We start from the raw sequence: 16,239 nt of genomic DNA on the forward strand, positions 1-16,239 counted from the left end.
GCGTACGCCGCTAGCGGCCGGAGAAACGTTTTCGCAGACCTCTTCGAGGACCGCTCGCAGAAGTGAGGTGGTAGTGGCGTCCGACATCGGAGATTCCCCACGCTCTGGAAAAATTATAGCATAGGATGGCACGGTCTCCAGTTCGAATGAATTGAGGGCGAGGAACTCCAAGATGTTTTCAGGTCGGCTCGCTCGCCCATATTTCTGGGTTCTATTCGCCTTCCTGGGCTTCCGCTCGATTTTGAATGGCCAAGAGTTTCACCTCTTGCTCCGTGCGTCACTGAAAGCGCACGAAGAACCCGCCCGCGGCTAGCTAGCGAGCACGCGGCTTTAGCAGAGATTGCCATACGACGCCATCGCTTGAGACGATGACGCTAGCCCTTTGCGACTCGTCGCGCGATTCATGCAGCGCTTCCTAGGATGGACCTTTTTGCACGCGCTTTTTCGTCGCCCTATCACACTATTACGCGAACTTTCTGCACGACTACTGCAGTAATCTGGGATTGCGGAGAGTCCAGCGCTCTTGAAAGAACGATGCGAGCGTCATTTCGGTGAATAATCCATCTTCCCAGCTAAATTGACGGGCTCAAACGCTGAGCAACCGTGGCTTATAATGTCCCACTATCGTGCGATCGCCAGCGCCTCTTTTCAGAACGACGTCCACTTATGCACGGGGAAGGCAATACCTGATCCTCGCCAGGAACTGCGCCTCATCGTGCGTCCTACTGGCGTCCGGACTTCTCAGTTTGGGCAGGCACGACAGGGACTGATATGATCCATCCACGTAAGCCAGAGACGTTTCGTGGCGATGGTATCACCGCGCCGCTCCGCCACGTCACCTTTCGTCGCGTTTGGCTGGCAGGCCTTTTCTCGAACACGGGCGCATTGATTCGGAGCGTTGGGGCTGCCTGGGCGATGACGCAAATGACGTCTTCGGCAGACATGGTCGCGCTTGTTCAGACCGCACTGACGATTCCGGTAATGCTGATCGCGATGCCAGCCGGTGCGATCGCAGACATGCATGATCGCCGAATCGTGTCGCTCATTTCACTTGGAATTGCACTCACTGGCGCCAGCGCGCTGACAGCGTTTGCATGGCTCGATATGGTCACGCCGGTCCTCTTGCTGGCGTTTTGCTTTGTCGTAGGCACCGGCGTGGCGCTGATGGATCCGACTTGGCAATCTTCGATAAGTGAGCAAGTGCCGCCCGACGCACTTCCTGCCGCTGTCGCCCTGAACGGCATCAGCTACAACATCGCGCGCAGCGTCGGCCCAGCGATTGGCGGTATCGTCGTTGCCACCGCTGGTGCAGTCGCTGCATTCGCGATAAACGCGCTTCTGTATCTACCGCTGATGCTCGCGCTGTTGTTCTGGAAACGCGTCACGCAGCCTTCGCGGCTGCCGCGTGAACAGTTCAGTCGTGCCATTGTGTCCGGCGTTCGATACATCACGAATTCTCCTTCGATCAAGATCGTCTTGGTCCGGTCCATGGTGACCGGCTTAGTCGGAGGCTCAATCATCGCCCTGATGCCGATAGTTGCGCAAGATCTCCTCCATGGTGGCGCGCAGACTTACGGCGTTCTGCTAAGCGCCTTTGGCCTCGGCGCAGTCATCGGCGCGCTCTACATACCCGAAATGCGTAAGCGCTTGAGTGGCGAGCCAGCTATTCGCGCCTGCGCGCTGTCGATGGGTGGCAGCCTTCTCGCCGTGGCTCTGAGTCGCAGCCTAGTCTTGACCGCGGCCGCGCTGGTGCTGGCGGGGGCCGTGTGGATGATGGCATGGGTGCTCTTTAACGTCGGCGTGCAGTTGTCGGCGCCCCGGTGGGTTGCCGGACGCTCGCTGGCGGCTTATCAGGCGGCAGGATCAGGCGGCATTGCCATTGGCAGTTGGGGGTGGGGCAACCTGGCTGACGCTGCTGGTGTCGAAACTGCGCTCCTGGCATCGGGCGCCCTGATGCTGCTTTCGCCGCTATTAGGGCTCTGGTTGCCCATGCCGCGTATAGGCGCGCGTGGTGAAGAAGCCGAGCCTCTCGAAGATCCCGACGTGCAGCTGGAGTTGGCCGGCCGAAGCGGCCCGTTGGTAGTCGAGATCGAATATCGGGTTGCGCAAGAGAATGCGCGAGCGTTTCATAATGCCATGCAAGCGGTGCAACCGTTCCGCCAGCGCAACGGCGCTTATGGATGGTCGCTCGCGCGTGACATTGCCGATCCGGAATCCTGGACGGAGCGCTATCACTGCCCGACGTGGTTCGACTACCTCCGTCAGCGTAATCGAGCAACGCATTCGGAGCGCGCGCTGGAGCAAGCGGCGGCAGCGTTTCACATCGGCTCCGAGCCTGTACTGGTTCGCCGCATGCTGGAGCGTCCGTTTGGCTCGGTGCGCTGGAGGGATGATAATCCCGGCCATTCAGAGAATGCCGTCCTGCTCCATGAGAATATCCCCGGCAGGGGCCATTAGCCGGGACCTATTGAATAAAGGCAGTGAGTGGCAGCCTTGGCAATCCGCCTGTCGGCAACATGATGGCGTGGGCTGCGGTCTTTTTCGCTGCGCTGAACGACTCTCCGCACCATGAAAGGCTCGGAAACCGAGCCCAAGGGCAGAGGCCGCTATTATCTCTTTGGGTTTCTCTGGTGTACTAGAGTTGATCTTCTTGGAAATGCGAACTCTCGAAACAGAGGGCAAGTTACCGGGGATTGATAACTTCGACGCTCGATCGGGATCCGCCGCTAGCATCCGATCCTCTACAGGGACGACTTAACGAAGCTCAGACACCGACGCCGGCGACACAAGAAGACAGAACGATAGCGCCCCGGCGCGGGCTCGGGAATGCGCTAACTAGGATGCTAATCATGCAGCGTGACGCCCGCTTCCTGCAAATTGAACGCGATCTTCCGCTCCTCGTCTTCTGCCTGCCGATAGAGGTAACAACACTCGCGGCAATCTCCGAGATACGACCAATGATAGTCCCTGTTTCCGCAATCTCCCCGACCGCTTCAGTCGTCACAACCTGAATGCCGCCAACTTGTTCGCTAATCTCAAAGAGTCGCTTGCGCAGTTTGCGCCGCGAAAGCGGCTGCCTAGTTTAGATTGATTTCAACACGCTGAACACTTGCACGAAAGCTCCTGCAATCGCGCAAATGTCGTTTGCTGCTTCGATCGACAGACCGCTGATCCGCATTCCAGTTCGACGACGACGGATCGCGCATCCAACTAAACGCTGCGAGGCACGCATCCTTGGCGCACAAAACATGCGACATATGCCTCGAAATCGCAGACAATCGGCGTGGAATAGTGGGTACTCAAATGCGCGACTTGCGCGGTCTGACCAGTCAGCGCAAGCCTTGGAGTGGTCGGTGGGTGATCCATAGATTCACACTTCGATACTCCTCAGTCGCCTCTTTTGGGGCGTTTCCTCCCTCACTTGGCCGTGCGAATCCTCGCACGGCCTTTTTTCGCAGAGACGCCCGATCTATTGGATCGTACTGCGTATTGCGTTGGAATTCGTCGGGACGCATGCGACTTCCGCCACGCAATCAGCAGCGCTAGTCAATTTGTCCGCGTTCATATCGGCTATTGTTGCAAGAAGCCCTGCGCGCGGGTCGCATCCCCTTGTTGACGATTGCAACCTCGTCAGACTCACTCCCCCAATAGATGGTGACACGAGCTTGGAAGGCACTCGGTCATGACGAAAGACGAAGATTCTGAGCGCGGCGCCTCGTCCGGCATACCGGTTCGGCTTGTTGGGGACTCGTCAATAGCATCCTTATGGGGCTAGGGGTCTTATCCAGCCCGTAGCAGCCTCTCTTCAACCGAACTGCGGTTGTCATTGTTCTAATTCAGCAGTTGTTGTTGTTCATGATCCTTTCGGTGATGAACGTGGTCATGCAAATCGATCCCGTTCTCGAACAGGCCTCGGCGAGTCTGCGCGCAAACCGCGCGCGAACATTCATAAAGGTTATCATTCCACTTTCAACACCAGGAATACTCGCAGGATTGTCTCTGATGTTCGTAATGGCCGTTTCTGCTTTCGTGACGCCGCGGCTCGTTGGTTGACCTCGTGCCCCAAATGGTTGGAGGCTTTATATACGATCAGATCCTGTCAACATCGAATTGGCCATTTGGTGCTGCCATGGGTTTCATTCTCCTCGTTGTCAGATCTGGACTCATGGCTGCTCTGAACATGACGATCATTCGGCCGCGAGCCGTTGGGCCATTCGCCCCAACTTGCGCGAGTGCGAGCGGACATCCAATATCCGCTGTCACCCGACAAAAACCAGCATGAGCATTGCAACCGGTTACGAACCTCATACTGCTTGTGGTCGAGGCGAGCGCCGGCCTATCACCCGTGTCACGCGCCCACATCCGGGCTCATGATCACGTTGTCAATGAGCCGTGTCGACCCAACATAGGCTGCGACACAAAAGGCCGCGGGACGGCTTAGGGGGCTTGTAGCCGGCCTGAGCGTGCCGGCATCCACGAATTCGGCGTACTGCAGCCGATCGACATTCTCAAAATGCCGGCTGGCAATTGCCGAGAGCTTTTCGACCCTGCGTTCACCTGCCCGAAATTCCGCCTCCGCCGCGAACAAGCCGCGGCTGATCGCAAGAGCTCGCCAGCGTTCTCCGGGGCTGAGATAGCGGTTGCGGCTGCTCATGGCGAGTCCATCCTGCTCCCGAACGGTTGGCATGGCCACGATCTCGATTGGGAGATTGAGATCAAGCGTCATACGACGCACGACCGCGCATTGCTGAAGATCTTTCTGTCCAAAAAATGCGATGTGCGGCTGCACCATATTGAAGAGTTTGCAGACGACCGTTGCGACGCCTCGGAAGTGGCCAGGTCTGAGCGCTCCGCAGAGTGGCTTCTCCAGTTCGACCGCTTCAACAAAACTCTCAAAACCAGGCGGATAGACCTCGTCTGCATCCGGTGCAAAGACGATATCGACGCCGGCATCACGGCAGAGCTTTTCATCCCGCGGAAAGTCGCGCGGATAGATATTGTGATCTTCTTTTGGACCAAACTGAGTTGGGTTGACGAAGATACTCACGACCGTGACGTCGCATCGCGTACGGCTCGCTTCTACAAGGCTAAGATGGCCCTCGTGTAAGAATCCCATCGTCGGGACGAACCCGACGGATCTATTGAATTTTCGTGCTTCTGCGAGTGCATCACGGAGCGCCGCGACGGTCGTGACTGTTTGCATATCTGACTCACCGGATCGAATTGGAGGGGACCCAGTTTGCAATTGCGTCGCTCAGGCCTTCTGGGACACGATACGACTGTTGTGGTTGCGGAAATGTACCTTCCCGCACGTCGCTAGCCCAGCGCGAGAGTGCCTCCTGAAGTAGTTGAAAACCGTCCAAATACGCGCGAACGAATTTGGGTCGAGGCCCTTCCGTCAACCCCAATACATCGTGGAAGACGAGAACCTGCCCCGAGCATCCCGCGCCGGCACCGATTCCAATGGTTGGGACCCTCAGCGACGCCGTCGCTCGCGCGGCAAGTTCCGCCGGAATGCCTTCCAAGACGAGCGCGAAGCATCCGGCCTCCTGGAGAAGGTGGGCTTCATCCAGCAGGCGTAATGCATCATCGGCTTTCCGGCCCTGCACCTTGAACCCGCCCATGACACTGACACTCTGTGGCGTCAAGCCGAGATGGCCCATGACCGGAATCTCGCAATCGACCAGAGCGCGAATGACTTCGATACGCTTAGCGCCACCCTCAAGCTTCACAGCGTCGGCCCCACGCTGAAGGAAGCCCCCAGCGTTGCGAATCGTATCCTCAGCACTAAGATGAAAGCTGAGAAACGGCATGTCGGCCACAAGCAAGGCGCGAGGCTTCGCGCGCGCAACGGCTTCAAGGTGATGATTCATCATCGCCATGCTAACGGGCAGCGTATTGCCGAATCCAAGGCAGACATTACCAACGCTATCGCCAACAAGGATGACATCAACTATGGGGTCAGCGATACGCGCCATGACCGCGTCGTAAGCCGTGGTCATGGCGATACGCCGCCCCTCCTCCTTCCAACGCTGCAGCATTGGAACAGTGACGCGTTCAACAAGCATCGCAGGAATGTGGCTCATCTAAGATCTCGACATATCGACTTTACCCGCCGCGGGGCTCGCCGCTTCCCATTGCCAAGAAGACACGGCAATGAGGAGAACACAGCTGTCCCTCGCAGACGACATGGGCACACTGACGCGCCCCACGATGGGCGATCATGAGGTCCCATCGCGCCGGCATGTGGCCCGCACAGCTTCGTTCCATGGTTTCGCTCATCAAGATTTCGGGCAGCATGACAATCGCGAAAATCTGAGTCTTATTTGCAGTTGTGAAGAGTATCGTTTCCTAAGCCAGCGCATCTGCAGCATCCCTGATAGCGATGTAGACTTCATCGAGATCTGCAGCCGTGACGCAATAGGGTGGCATCACGTAGATCGTGTTGCCAAGCGGCCGCAGCAACAGATTTCGATCATTGAAGAACGTCTGAAGCTTCGGGCCGATGTTTGCCAGATAGCCAGCTTCGCTTGTCTTCAGATCGAGTGCTGCAATCGTGCCGGTCCGCCGGACGTTCTCAAACCGCGGGTCGGCCCGGAATGACTCAACTGCCTGCTCTTGCATGGCCGCGAGCGATGTGACGCGCTTGCGCGTGTCCGGATTTCGCCAAAGATGTAGATTGGCCTTTGCTGCCGCGCAAGCGATTGGATTGGCTGTGTATGAGCTCGAATGAAAGAACGTACGCGACCGATCCGTCGAGTAGTGGGCGTCGAAAATGTCCGCGCGACAGAGTGTTGTCGCGAGTGGAAGCGCCCCTCCTGTGAGGCCTTTCGAATAGCAGCCGATGTCAGGGACGATCTTTGCCTGCTCGCAAGCAAATAACGTTCCGGTGCGCCCCCACCCTGTCATCACCTCGTCTGCAATGAACAGAACGTCCGAGGCCTCGCAGATCCGCTTCATCTCTCGCAGCACCCAGGCTGGGTACATTAGCATCCCGCCCGCCCCCAACACCAGAGGCTCCACGATGAAAGCGGCCGGGTGGTCGTTCCGGCAGGTAACTTCGAGGGCATCGAGCGTCGCCTGTTCACGACCTCTGGCAGGAAATGGAACAGAGGCAACGTCGAACAACAGAGGGGTGTACGCCGCATTGAACACCCCTCGCGCGCCAACCGACATCGTACCGATCGTGTCGCCGTGGTAGGAATTTTGCATCACCACAATGCGTGTGCGCGGGCACCCTTTATTTTTCCAGTAGCCGAGCGCCATTTTCAGCGCCACTTCCACGCTTGTCGATCCGCTGTCAGAGAAAAATACGTAGTCGAGCCCGGGCGGTGCGACCTTCAAGAGTTCGGCAGCACATTCCTCCGCTGGATCATGGGTATAGCCCGCAAAGATGATTTGATTGAGCTTGCCTGCCTGTTCCCGGATGGCGCTCGTTATATCCGGATGACAATGCCCATGGGTCACGACCCACCACGATGAGATTGCATCGATAATGCGCCGTCCATCCTCCGTGTGGAGATAAGCGCCGTCACCATGCACAATTCTTGTCATCACGCCTTGAAGCGCGTGTTGGGTGAACGGATGCCAAATCCTTGAGGCCTTCGTCCCCATCATGGCCTGAAGTCAATGCCCGCAAATGCAGTCTTGAATGCAGCCTGAAGAGCGTGCGCTGTGAGGGGCGAAAGGCGAGGCAATCGCCCTAACCAGCGCACCCGTCCGATTTCGCAAATTGCGCTCTCAGTCGCGGCATTTCTCTCGCCACTAAATGCAATTCCGAGAATGCTGATCTGACGCTTTCGTAGAGCCTCTATGGACAGGAGCGAATGATTGATCGTGCCAAGCGCTGTGCTTGCGCAAAGCACCACTGGGAGCTGCCACCGCTCGAAAATATCGATATAAAGCGTTCGTCCACACAACGGGACCATCAACCCACCGGCAGCTTCGACTATAAGAGGGCGCCCTCCCGTATCGGGCACGTCGAGCGACTCCACGTCAATGCGAACGCCATCAAGTTCGGCGGAATGATGGGGTGAAGCGGGCGTGCGAAGCCGGTAACGCTCCGGCACGATGCGATCGACTGAAAGAGCACCCAGGCGGGCAACCACCGCTGCATCGGTTTCTGCTTCGAGGCCCGCCTGGATCGGCTTCCAATAATTGGCTCCAAGGAGAGCGGAAAGACCTGCACAAAAAACAGTCTTTCCGACACCGGTATCGGTTCCCGTCACCACGATCCGCTGGCTCATCGGCACAAGTACCTCGTCTCCTCAACAAGGGAATCGAGCATCGAACGCACGTCCCTTTCCTCGACATTCAGCGTCAATGAGATGCGCAGCCGCGCCGTGCCCGCCGGCACAGTCGGCGGCCGAATTCCGCGAATGTCAAAGCCACGCGCCTGCATAGCGGAGGCGAGCTGCATCGCACGAGCATTGTCACCGACGAGATAAGGCACGATTTGAGACCTCGAACAGCTTTGCAAGCCGCGTAACTCTGCCTCTCGATGCGCGAAAGCGACGAGGCTAGTCAGCCGCTGCTGGCGATCGGGCTCCTGCTGCAGAATGATCAGTGCCTCTCGGACAGCCATAGCCATTAAAGGTGACGGTGCGGTTGCGAAGATAAATGGACGGCAGCGATTGATCATGAAGTCGCGCAATGCGGTGGACGCGGTAACCAGCGCTCCAGCGGCCCCCAGGGCTTTGCCGCAGGTATGAATCGCCACCAGGTTCGCCCGGCCTTCGTAGGGAGCCGTGAGCCCACGTCCGTGTTCCCCATAGACGCCTGTGGCGTGCGCCTCGTCAGCCATCAGAAACGCATCATGCCGCACCGCAATCGACACCAGATCTTCGAGAGGCGCGAAATCGCCATCCATGCTGTAGATCGTCTCGATGACGATCCAAACGCGCCCCGTCCCTCCCTGATCTCGCCAGTCACGGATTGCGTCTTCCACCGATTGAGGGTCGTTGTGGGCGCTTATCCGGAAGTCGGCCCGGCCGGCCCGTGCACCTTCATGAATGCTCGCGTGAACGAGAGAGTCGAGAACAAGCAGATCGCCGCGCTGCGGTAGCGTCGTCAGAACGGAAAAATTGGCAACATATCCCCCGCCGAAGAAGAGTTGGTCTCGGAGCCGAAGAATTTGGCAGCTTCTGCTTCGAGAGCCTCGTGCTCCTCGCAATTTCCGCGCAACAACCGCGATCCGCCGGCGCCAATTGGCGTTCCGGCCTCGATCGCGGCGGCGAGGGCCGCTTTCATACGAGGCGCGCTCGCGAGCGCCAGATAATCGTTTGACGTGAAATCGATGCCCGCCACAGGCCTTAAGACGCGCAGCTGGTCACCTTTTTTCAGGTCATCCAGCGCCGCTACGTAATAAGGAACTTGGGTTGGACGCGCCGAATTCATTGTTCACGCACCGGCTGAGCATTCGTGGAAGATTTTTGATGGAGGACAGAACGACAACTCGAAAATGGAGCGATAACTTTCAAGTTGATAAGATGCGGTTATCTCGACCGACCACTACAACGCGCGGCTTGAACAGTTTTGCTTCGGCCTCATCGAACGCGGCATATGCAACTATGGAAATTGTGTCTCCGGGCAGAACGAGCCGGGCGGCGGCGCCATTCAAGTCTATGGTACCCGATCCCATAGGCGCTTGGATGACATAAGTTGAGAAGCTCGCTCCTGTTTCGATGTTGTAAACCTCGACACGCTCATTGATCAGGAATCCTGCCGCGTCCAACAGCGCCTGATCGATCGAAATTGACCCTTCGTGGTGCATATCGACTTCGGTTACCGAGGCACGATGGATTTTTCCTTTCATCAAAGTAATCTGCATTTGTTACTTAAGCTCATGTCCACGCGACGAGGTATCCGGTCTCACTTGGGCGGGCGCGGACGTCATGCCGAGCCGCCTCAGCAGATCCTCGTCGCGCTCCTGCTGCGGATTTTTGGTGGTTAGCAGCATATTTCCTATGAAAATTGAATTTGCACCTGCCAAAAAGCACAGCGCTTGCAGCTCGTCGCTCATGTACTGGCGGCCAGCCGACAATCGCACCACGCTCTTATGCATCATGATCCGAGCGGTTGCGATCAGGCGCACGATGGAGATCGGATCGGGACGCTCCGCGGTGTCATTGACCGGTACGCTCTTGACCTCGTTCCAGAGGTTGATCGGCACACTTTCTGGATGGCTCGGAAGGTTAGCAAGCAAAACGAGCATCGAGAGGCGATCCTCGAGGCGCTCGCCCATTCCAATAATGCCTCCGCTACACACCTTGAGACCAACCTCGCGGACATGCGCAAGTGTATCGACGCGGTCCTGGAGGGTGCGGGTGGTGATTATCTTGCGATAAAAGTCTGGCGAGGTATCGACGTTGTGATTGTAGAAGTCGAGCCCAGCGTCGGAAAGCCGTGCGGCCTGCGTCGCCGTCAGCATGCCGAGTGTGACGCAAGTTTCCATACCAAGATTTCTGACTGCGCGGATCATGTCGCAGACTTGGTCAAGGTCGGGGTCTTTGGGGTTTCGCCAGGCTGCGGCCATGCAAAAGCGGGTTGCGCCGGCGCGCTTGGCACGCTGCGCTGCCGCGATCACGTCCGCAGGATCCATCAAGCGTGAAGCCTTTACGCCGGTGTCGTAATGCGCACTCTGGGAGCAGTAACCGCAATCTTCCGGGCACCCGCCTGTTTTGATGCTAAGCAGGCTCGCGGCTTCAATGTGGTTTTGGTCGAAATTCGCGCGATGAACGCTCTGCGCATGGAAGATTAGATCGGCAAAGGGCAGATTATAGAGCGCTTCGGCCTCCTCGCGTGCCCAGTCGCGCCGGACCACCCTTCCGTTGCCGCTATCGTTTCCTTTGTCTGCAGCAGCAGCAATCACCACAGGGCTTCCTTCCCACCGCAAACAATCGCAGGGCTTTCCCCCACACAGCGCGCGAGACCCTACCGAGTCCTTATGAAGAAATTCGTCGGCTTAGGGGGTATGCGTGTCTCTCACCGCCAATTCGTTCGCTTTTGTGCAGAATTTCGTCGCAGAGGCGCATTAGAGCAGCACGCTGGGTGATGATCGATTGAGATTAAACCGCATCGAGAACGACAATCCGCGATTAAGCCGGTCACTTGCGATCAGCGACCTAGGAAATGGAACCACGCCGGCGACCGACAGGTGCTGCGCTGTCAAAGTCGAGGAGGCAGAGGGGTGCGCCTACTGTGATCGTCGACCTCTTCCAATAATCGATCAGTGCAGACCCAAGATGGCCTGTCGTCAGTGCTGCTTGAGCCCGAAATCGAGTACCAGTAACTCGACGAGAGCTAGAGCGCGTGCTTTCCGAGAGATCTGTGTCGTGGTGGACTGCGTCCAACCGTTTCAATAGCGCGTGAGTGGCTCACTTGCGATGATCCCTGAAGAACTCCTGAATGTGCAGGTCCGGACACGGCTTGGAGCCCTACCGTGCAAATGAGTGCAGAACGCAGGAGCTACGCTGAAGCGGTCGCAAGCGGCGGCTGCCGTTGCGGTGATCGCGATCCCCAGATAGGTTATGTATTCGACCAGCGAGAACAGCTAGCGCCATTCATGATTCGTCATATTGTCTTGTTTACTGCCAAGGATAAGGCCCGGATCGATCAAATCGTCGCAGGCCTGTCGGTGCTCGCCACAATTCCCCATGCACACCGGCTTGAGATTGCTCGCAATCGCAAGACGGACGAAATTGGCAACGATGTCGATGTCGTGGTTTATGCTGAATTCGAGAATGAGTCGGCGCTCGCCGCGTATAAAGCGCATGAGCTATACCAGGAATCGATCAGGCGGGTGCGGCCGCTCCGCGAACTACGCTTCGCGGCCGACTACAATGTATTTTCGGATGCGGTGTTGGCTGAACGGCACCGATAGGCAATTTATTTTCGGTAGCGAGGTCAGCTTGGCTTCAGCTGCCGGCGGAGTGAAGTGCCTGAGGGCGTTGCTGCGCCGCTTGGGATCAGAAGCCGAGTTCCCTCTCTCAATGTCAATATCGGCGACCGACAGCCAATGCACCTACGCAGATTATACGGAATAGAGCCAGTCACGGCGATGCGGCGCCTTGCACATCGACCGCATTTTACGTTTCTTGACAGCGCGCTAAGGCAGAAACAGATCGGGCGCTACTCTTATTTAGTAGTGATCCTTTCAGCACTCTCGTCGTTGCGGACGGACAGGCGAGTTGCGACGGAGAGCTTCTTGACGGCGATCCGTGGCGTGTTCTACGCACCCTTCTCGCCAAGTATCCGCAAGTGCATCGCCCCGATCTCCCGCCCTTCCAGGGAGGCGTAGCAGGATACGATCTGAACAGGACACTCGAAAGTTTGCCGCCGCCAGCGGCTTGCGGCGGGGGCTTGGTCCAATCCATCTTGAACTTCTATGACGTGGTCATCAGCTACGACCATCATGACGATAGCTGCTGGATCGTTTCTACGGGATGGCCGGAACAGGACGCAGCCCGCCGCATTGAGCGAGCAAGGCGGCGAGCCGATGAGTTTGCGGATCTCCTTGGCAGGGCAGAGGCAACGCGAAGTGGCTCCACCCACACTGCGTGTGCGTGGACCTCGAACTTCAGCCGCGAGGACTACACCACCGCGGTGCGGCACGTCATCGAATTGATTTTGGCCGGAGACATCTTTCAGGCCAATATCGCGCAGCGTTTCAGCACCAAGCTCCCAATGTCATTTGACGCCATCGATTTCTATGACAAGTTGCGCTCCACAAACCCGGCACCTTTTGCGGCTCTTCTGCGCTATGGCAAGCTAACTATTGCGTCGAGCTCGCCCGAACGCTTTCTAAAACTTGACGGACGAAAAGTCGAAACGCGACCCATCAAGGGCACGATTGCGCGGTCGAGTGACCCGAAGGAAGACGAATGCCGAGCCGAGCTTCTAAGGACGTCCGAAAAGGACGGCGCCGAGAATACTATGATCGTCGATCTCTTGCGTAATGATCTCTCGCGCGTTTGTACTGCGCCGTCGGTGCAAGTTCCGGCGTTTTGCCAGCTCGAATCTTATGCCTCGGTGCACCACCTCGTGTCCATCGTTGAAGGAGAACTTGCCGAAGACCAGGACGCTGTCACCTTACTTCGGGCTTGCTTCCCTGGTGGCTCAATCACCGGGGCACCCAAGATACGCTCGATGGAAATTATTGCGCACATTGAGCGCGTGCCACGCGAAGTCTAGTGTGGGGCAATCGGCTTCATTGGCTTCAATGGGCGAATGGATACGAACATAGCCATCCGTACCGTCACGATCGATGGCGATCTGGCCGTTTTTCATGCGGGTAGCGGAATAACGGCGATGTCGGATCCAGAGGCTGAATACGAGGAGACCCTCGCTAAAGCTAAGGGAATCTTCGACGCATTTCGCGCCCAATCCGCTGGTGCATTTTGATTGTCATCATCGATAATTACGACTCCTTCGTCTTCAACATTGCCCGCTATTTCCAAAGACTTGGTGAAGCAACGCAGGTAATCCGCAACGACGCTGCGACTGTGCGCGATCTAGCTGACCTCAAGCCACGCGCGGTTGTCATCTCCCCCGGCCCGCGCACGCCCAGCGAAGCCGGGATGTCGATGGCCGTCGTCCGCGAGCTTTCAGGTCATGTCCCAATTCTTGGCATTTGCCTCAGACACCAGTGCATTGGAAGCGTTTTCGGCGGACGCGTTGCACGTGCACTCCGTCCTATGCACGGCCGCTCGTCGTATGTGACACATGACGGCCTCGGACTGTTCAGTAAACTTCAGTCTCCGCTTCGCGTGGGACGCTACCATTCCCTTGTTGTCGAGTTCGAGGAGTCGTGCGCAGCAAATCTTATCGTGACGGCGCGTTCGAAAGAAGGTGAGATCATGGCCCTCGCCCATCGCAACCAGCCAACTTACGGCCTGCAGTTCCACCCGGAATCATTCCTTACCGAAGAAGGGCATATGCTGTTTGCAAACTTTTTGGATATAATTTGATAAATCGACCGACGCGGATATAGGTGAGGTAAGTCGTGAAGCGATCTTCAAGGCATCCAAGGAACTCATCCGGGACCGTATACCAGATGCACTTTTCGTTTCCTGCACCGCCGTGCGCATTGTGCCGTATATTGAAGAGTTGGAAAGGGAAATTGGTATCCCGGTGATTAGCAGTAGTCAGGCGATGGCTTGGGATGCGCTCCGCTTGGCTGGGTATAGCAGGTCCATCGAAGGCTATGGGCAGTTGCTAACTTTACCGAGATAGGCACCAGTAGGTGCACTGGCGCCATGCGGTTCCTCTCTACGCGTTCAAGGCTCATTGGTTATCTTCTAAGCTCTGAGCGCGATCTTTTTGCCCGCTTGCGGCAAATTCAAAGCTGGATCTTATACGGCACTTCGACCCTAATCCGCCGATCCTGAAAGCAAATATGCAGAAGTCCTGCGTAGGCTCTATGAGATGCGTGACCTGCCACAGAGTTTTTCCTCCACGTGGAGTTAGAGTCCGGCCTCGAGGACGCAGGGCTGCTGTCAAAGGAGAAATTGTTGGCAGGCGCGATATTCTCAGCTTTCCGACGACTTCATGAGCGAATTTCATACCAAGCTGTTGTCAGAATTGCGTCGACCTGAATAGGTGCCGATTGGAAATCGATTCCGGGAAACTTGTCGCGGCGTGACTGGGTAATGAGCGATTCGAAAGTTATAGAGCATCTGGCTAAATGCGACTTGGCAATCGCCTGTGGAAGCGCGCACTGAGAGGTCTTCTGGGTTGCGGTTCGGCCGTGCCTGGAGCCTCGCGCTTATCCGATTGTAGTTGTAGATGCCGGTGCGCCAGGATGACAACGCACTCGCACCATAGCCGGAGATGGGAGAGCGAGAGCAGATCCTGTTTAGTCGGGTCATATCCTGCAGCTTTGACGTAGTTGGCGCATTCTCCAGGAGTGAACCTGTCAAACGCCATCCGGAACTGCCCCCCTTTGCGTTATGAAGAACTGCCCCCACCATCGGCATTATGATCTCGGTTGAGGGTTGTTTCCGCCGGTGACGGGCCGGAGGGAGGCGGAGCCGACCGGAGGGCCGTCACCGGCGGTCGGCGGTTTGATGAGGCCGCTCTTGCGCTTGGCGCGGAGCCGGTAGCTGTCGCCGCGGATCGTCAGCACGTGGCTGTGGTGCAGGAGCCGGTCGAGGATCGCAGTCGCCACCACGGGATCGGCGAACACGGCGCCCCATTCGGCAACGCTGCGGTTCGATGTGATCAGCATGGCGCCGGTTTCGTAGCGCCGGCTGACCAACTGGAAGAACAGATGCGCCGCGTCGGGTTCCAGCGGCAGGTAGCCGAGTTCGTCGACGATCAGCAACTTTGGCTTCGCCAGCGCGAGCAGTTTGTCGTCCAGGCGCCGCTCGCCATGCGCCTTGGCGAGGCCAGCGACCAGCGTCGTCGCGGTAGTGAACCCGGCCAGGATCGCCTCTCGCCCGAGCGCGATCGACAGGTGCGTCTTACCGACGCCCGGCGGACCAGCGTCATAATGCCGGGTGTCTGGGATCTGAGGTGGAGATCCTTTACCCGTTCCATCCGCGATGCGGAGCATCAGTCGTCGTTGTCGCCTGCAAGCGGCTTGGGGGTGAGACGCATTTTGTTATCAGACAACCTGACGCCACGTTAACGCTGCTGCCGGCATGGATGGCGGCTCCCGCCGCCGCTTCCTTCCATCTCAAAGCTGATCCGCGGCTTCCGGTGGATCGTCTACTGGAGGCGCGTCTTCTTGTCGACGCGGTCTTAGCCTCCTCTTCCAGGGAATCGTCCCATTCGCGAGGAGGCGGTCATGGCGGACGCATCACGTCGTCAGGGGGATCTGTTCGAGAGCCCTCCGACATACAGCAGCATTCCAATCGAAGCCCATCAGCAAATGCTGGAGCTCTTAAAGGAGCTTCTGACCGAAGCGCTCACCGACAGCGCAGTCGAGGCACACGACGTGAACCGGGAGGACAGCGGTGAGCAAGATCACGCCTGAGCACCTTGCTCGCCAGGCCGTCGTCTACATTCGTCAGTCGACGGCCGACCAGGTTATCAACAACCGCGAGAGCCAGCGCCGCCAGTACGGCTTGGCCGATCGTGCGCGGCAGTTGGGCTGGAGCGAGGTGGTCGTAATCGACGACGATCTCGGTCGCTCTGGTGGCGGCACTGCGCGTCCCGGGTTCGAGAAGCTGCTCGCCGCCATTTGCGAAGGGCGAGTTGGCGCTGTGGTCTCGATTGAGGCCTCTCGGCTGGCCCGCA

At 57.6% G+C, this 16,239-nt stretch carries 12 protein-coding genes and 5 pseudogenes; 9 read left to right on the top strand and 8 right to left on the bottom strand.

What is annotated here, in order from left to right:
* Nucleotides 1-771: 771 nt before the first annotated feature.
* Nucleotides 772-2,457 carry an MFS transporter gene (locus AOQ71_RS36395; RefSeq protein ID WP_057757550.1) on the top strand — a complete coding sequence of 562 codons (1,686 nt, stop codon included), beginning with the start codon at nt 772-774 and terminating at the stop codon, nt 2,455-2,457.
* Between the two features lie 1,365 nt (nt 2,458-3,822).
* A pseudogene (locus AOQ71_RS36400) lies at nt 3,823-4,053 on the top strand (ABC transporter permease subunit); the annotation flags it as partial.
* Between the two features lie 295 nt (nt 4,054-4,348).
* Here the strand turns inward: AOQ71_RS36400 and panC are convergent.
* The 7 genes and pseudogenes from panC to bioB form a co-directional block, all read right to left on the bottom strand.
* On the bottom strand, nt 4,349-5,203 hold the full coding sequence (gene panC, locus AOQ71_RS36405; RefSeq protein WP_057757554.1) for a pantoate--beta-alanine ligase: 855 nt from the start codon (nt 5,201-5,203) through the stop codon (nt 4,349-4,351).
* A 7-nt stretch (nt 5,204-5,210) separates the two neighbouring features.
* Entirely contained in the window at nt 5,211-6,086 is an 876-nt protein-coding gene (gene panB, locus AOQ71_RS36410; RefSeq protein ID WP_057757557.1) for a 3-methyl-2-oxobutanoate hydroxymethyltransferase, read from the bottom strand.
* 265 nt (nt 6,087-6,351) lie between these two features.
* The gene (locus AOQ71_RS36415; protein ID WP_057757560.1) at nt 6,352-7,617 is read right to left on the bottom strand and encodes an adenosylmethionine--8-amino-7-oxononanoate transaminase; all 1,266 of its coding nucleotides are present in this window, start codon (nt 7,615-7,617) and stop codon (nt 6,352-6,354) included.
* Nucleotides 7,614-8,246, bottom strand: a complete 633-nt coding sequence (gene bioD, locus AOQ71_RS36420) for a dethiobiotin synthase (protein ID WP_057757563.1) — start codon at nt 8,244-8,246, stop codon at nt 7,614-7,616. Before bioD ends, AOQ71_RS36415 begins: the two co-directional genes overlap by 4 nt.
* Nucleotides 8,243-9,396, bottom strand: a pseudogene (locus AOQ71_RS36425) (8-amino-7-oxononanoate synthase). Before AOQ71_RS36425 ends, bioD begins: the two are co-directional and overlap by 4 nt.
* Before the next feature lie 79 nt (nt 9,397-9,475).
* Nucleotides 9,476-9,829, bottom strand: coding sequence for an aspartate 1-decarboxylase (gene panD, locus AOQ71_RS36430; RefSeq protein WP_057757566.1), 354 nt, complete (start codon nt 9,827-9,829; stop codon nt 9,476-9,478).
* Between the two features lie 3 nt (nt 9,830-9,832).
* A complete protein-coding gene (gene bioB, locus AOQ71_RS36435) occupies nt 9,833-10,870 on the bottom strand; it encodes a biotin synthase BioB (RefSeq protein WP_057757599.1) in 1,038 nt (345 codons plus the stop codon).
* Nucleotides 10,871-11,563: 693 nt separating this feature from the next.
* Here bioB and AOQ71_RS36440 point away from each other — a divergent pair.
* From AOQ71_RS36440 to AOQ71_RS50490, 4 genes and pseudogenes are all read left to right on the top strand, one after another.
* On the top strand, nt 11,564-11,881 hold the full coding sequence (locus AOQ71_RS36440; protein WP_057757569.1) for a Dabb family protein: 318 nt from the start codon (nt 11,564-11,566) through the stop codon (nt 11,879-11,881).
* 135 nt (nt 11,882-12,016) lie between these two features.
* Nucleotides 12,017-13,401: pseudogene (pabB, locus tag AOQ71_RS36445) on the top strand (aminodeoxychorismate synthase component I).
* Entirely contained in the window at nt 13,398-13,967 is a 570-nt protein-coding gene (locus tag AOQ71_RS36450) for an anthranilate synthase component II (RefSeq protein ID WP_057757572.1), read from the top strand. The pseudogene pabB and the gene AOQ71_RS36450 overlap by 4 nt, the downstream one beginning before the upstream one ends.
* Before the next feature lie 19 nt (nt 13,968-13,986).
* Nucleotides 13,987-14,232, top strand: coding sequence for an aspartate racemase/maleate isomerase family protein (locus tag AOQ71_RS50490; protein WP_162268455.1), 246 nt, complete (start codon nt 13,987-13,989; stop codon nt 14,230-14,232).
* A 742-nt stretch (nt 14,233-14,974) separates the two neighbouring features.
* On the opposite strand, the pseudogene AOQ71_RS36455 reads toward AOQ71_RS50490, so the two are convergent.
* Nucleotides 14,975-15,481 (bottom strand): annotated as a pseudogene (locus AOQ71_RS36455) (ATP-binding protein); the annotation flags it as partial.
* Between the two features lie 32 nt (nt 15,482-15,513).
* Between AOQ71_RS36455 and AOQ71_RS50575 the strand changes: the two are divergent.
* From AOQ71_RS50575 to AOQ71_RS36465, 3 genes and pseudogenes are all read left to right on the top strand, one after another.
* A pseudogene (locus tag AOQ71_RS50575) lies at nt 15,514-15,678 on the top strand (DUF5372 family protein); the annotation flags it as partial.
* A 109-nt stretch (nt 15,679-15,787) separates the two neighbouring features.
* Nucleotides 15,788-15,976 (top strand): hypothetical protein, encoded by a 189-nt coding sequence (locus AOQ71_RS36460; RefSeq protein WP_057740873.1) that lies wholly within the window; start codon nt 15,788-15,790, stop codon nt 15,974-15,976.
* A partial coding sequence (locus tag AOQ71_RS36465; RefSeq protein ID WP_057740871.1) for a recombinase family protein occupies nt 15,957-16,239 on the top strand: 283 nt, incomplete at its 3' end. The genes AOQ71_RS36460 and AOQ71_RS36465, both read left to right, overlap by 20 nt.

Origin of the sequence: Bradyrhizobium manausense, assembly GCF_001440035.1 — a bacterium.
Lineage (GTDB): Bacteria > Pseudomonadota > Alphaproteobacteria > Rhizobiales > Xanthobacteraceae > Bradyrhizobium > Bradyrhizobium manausense.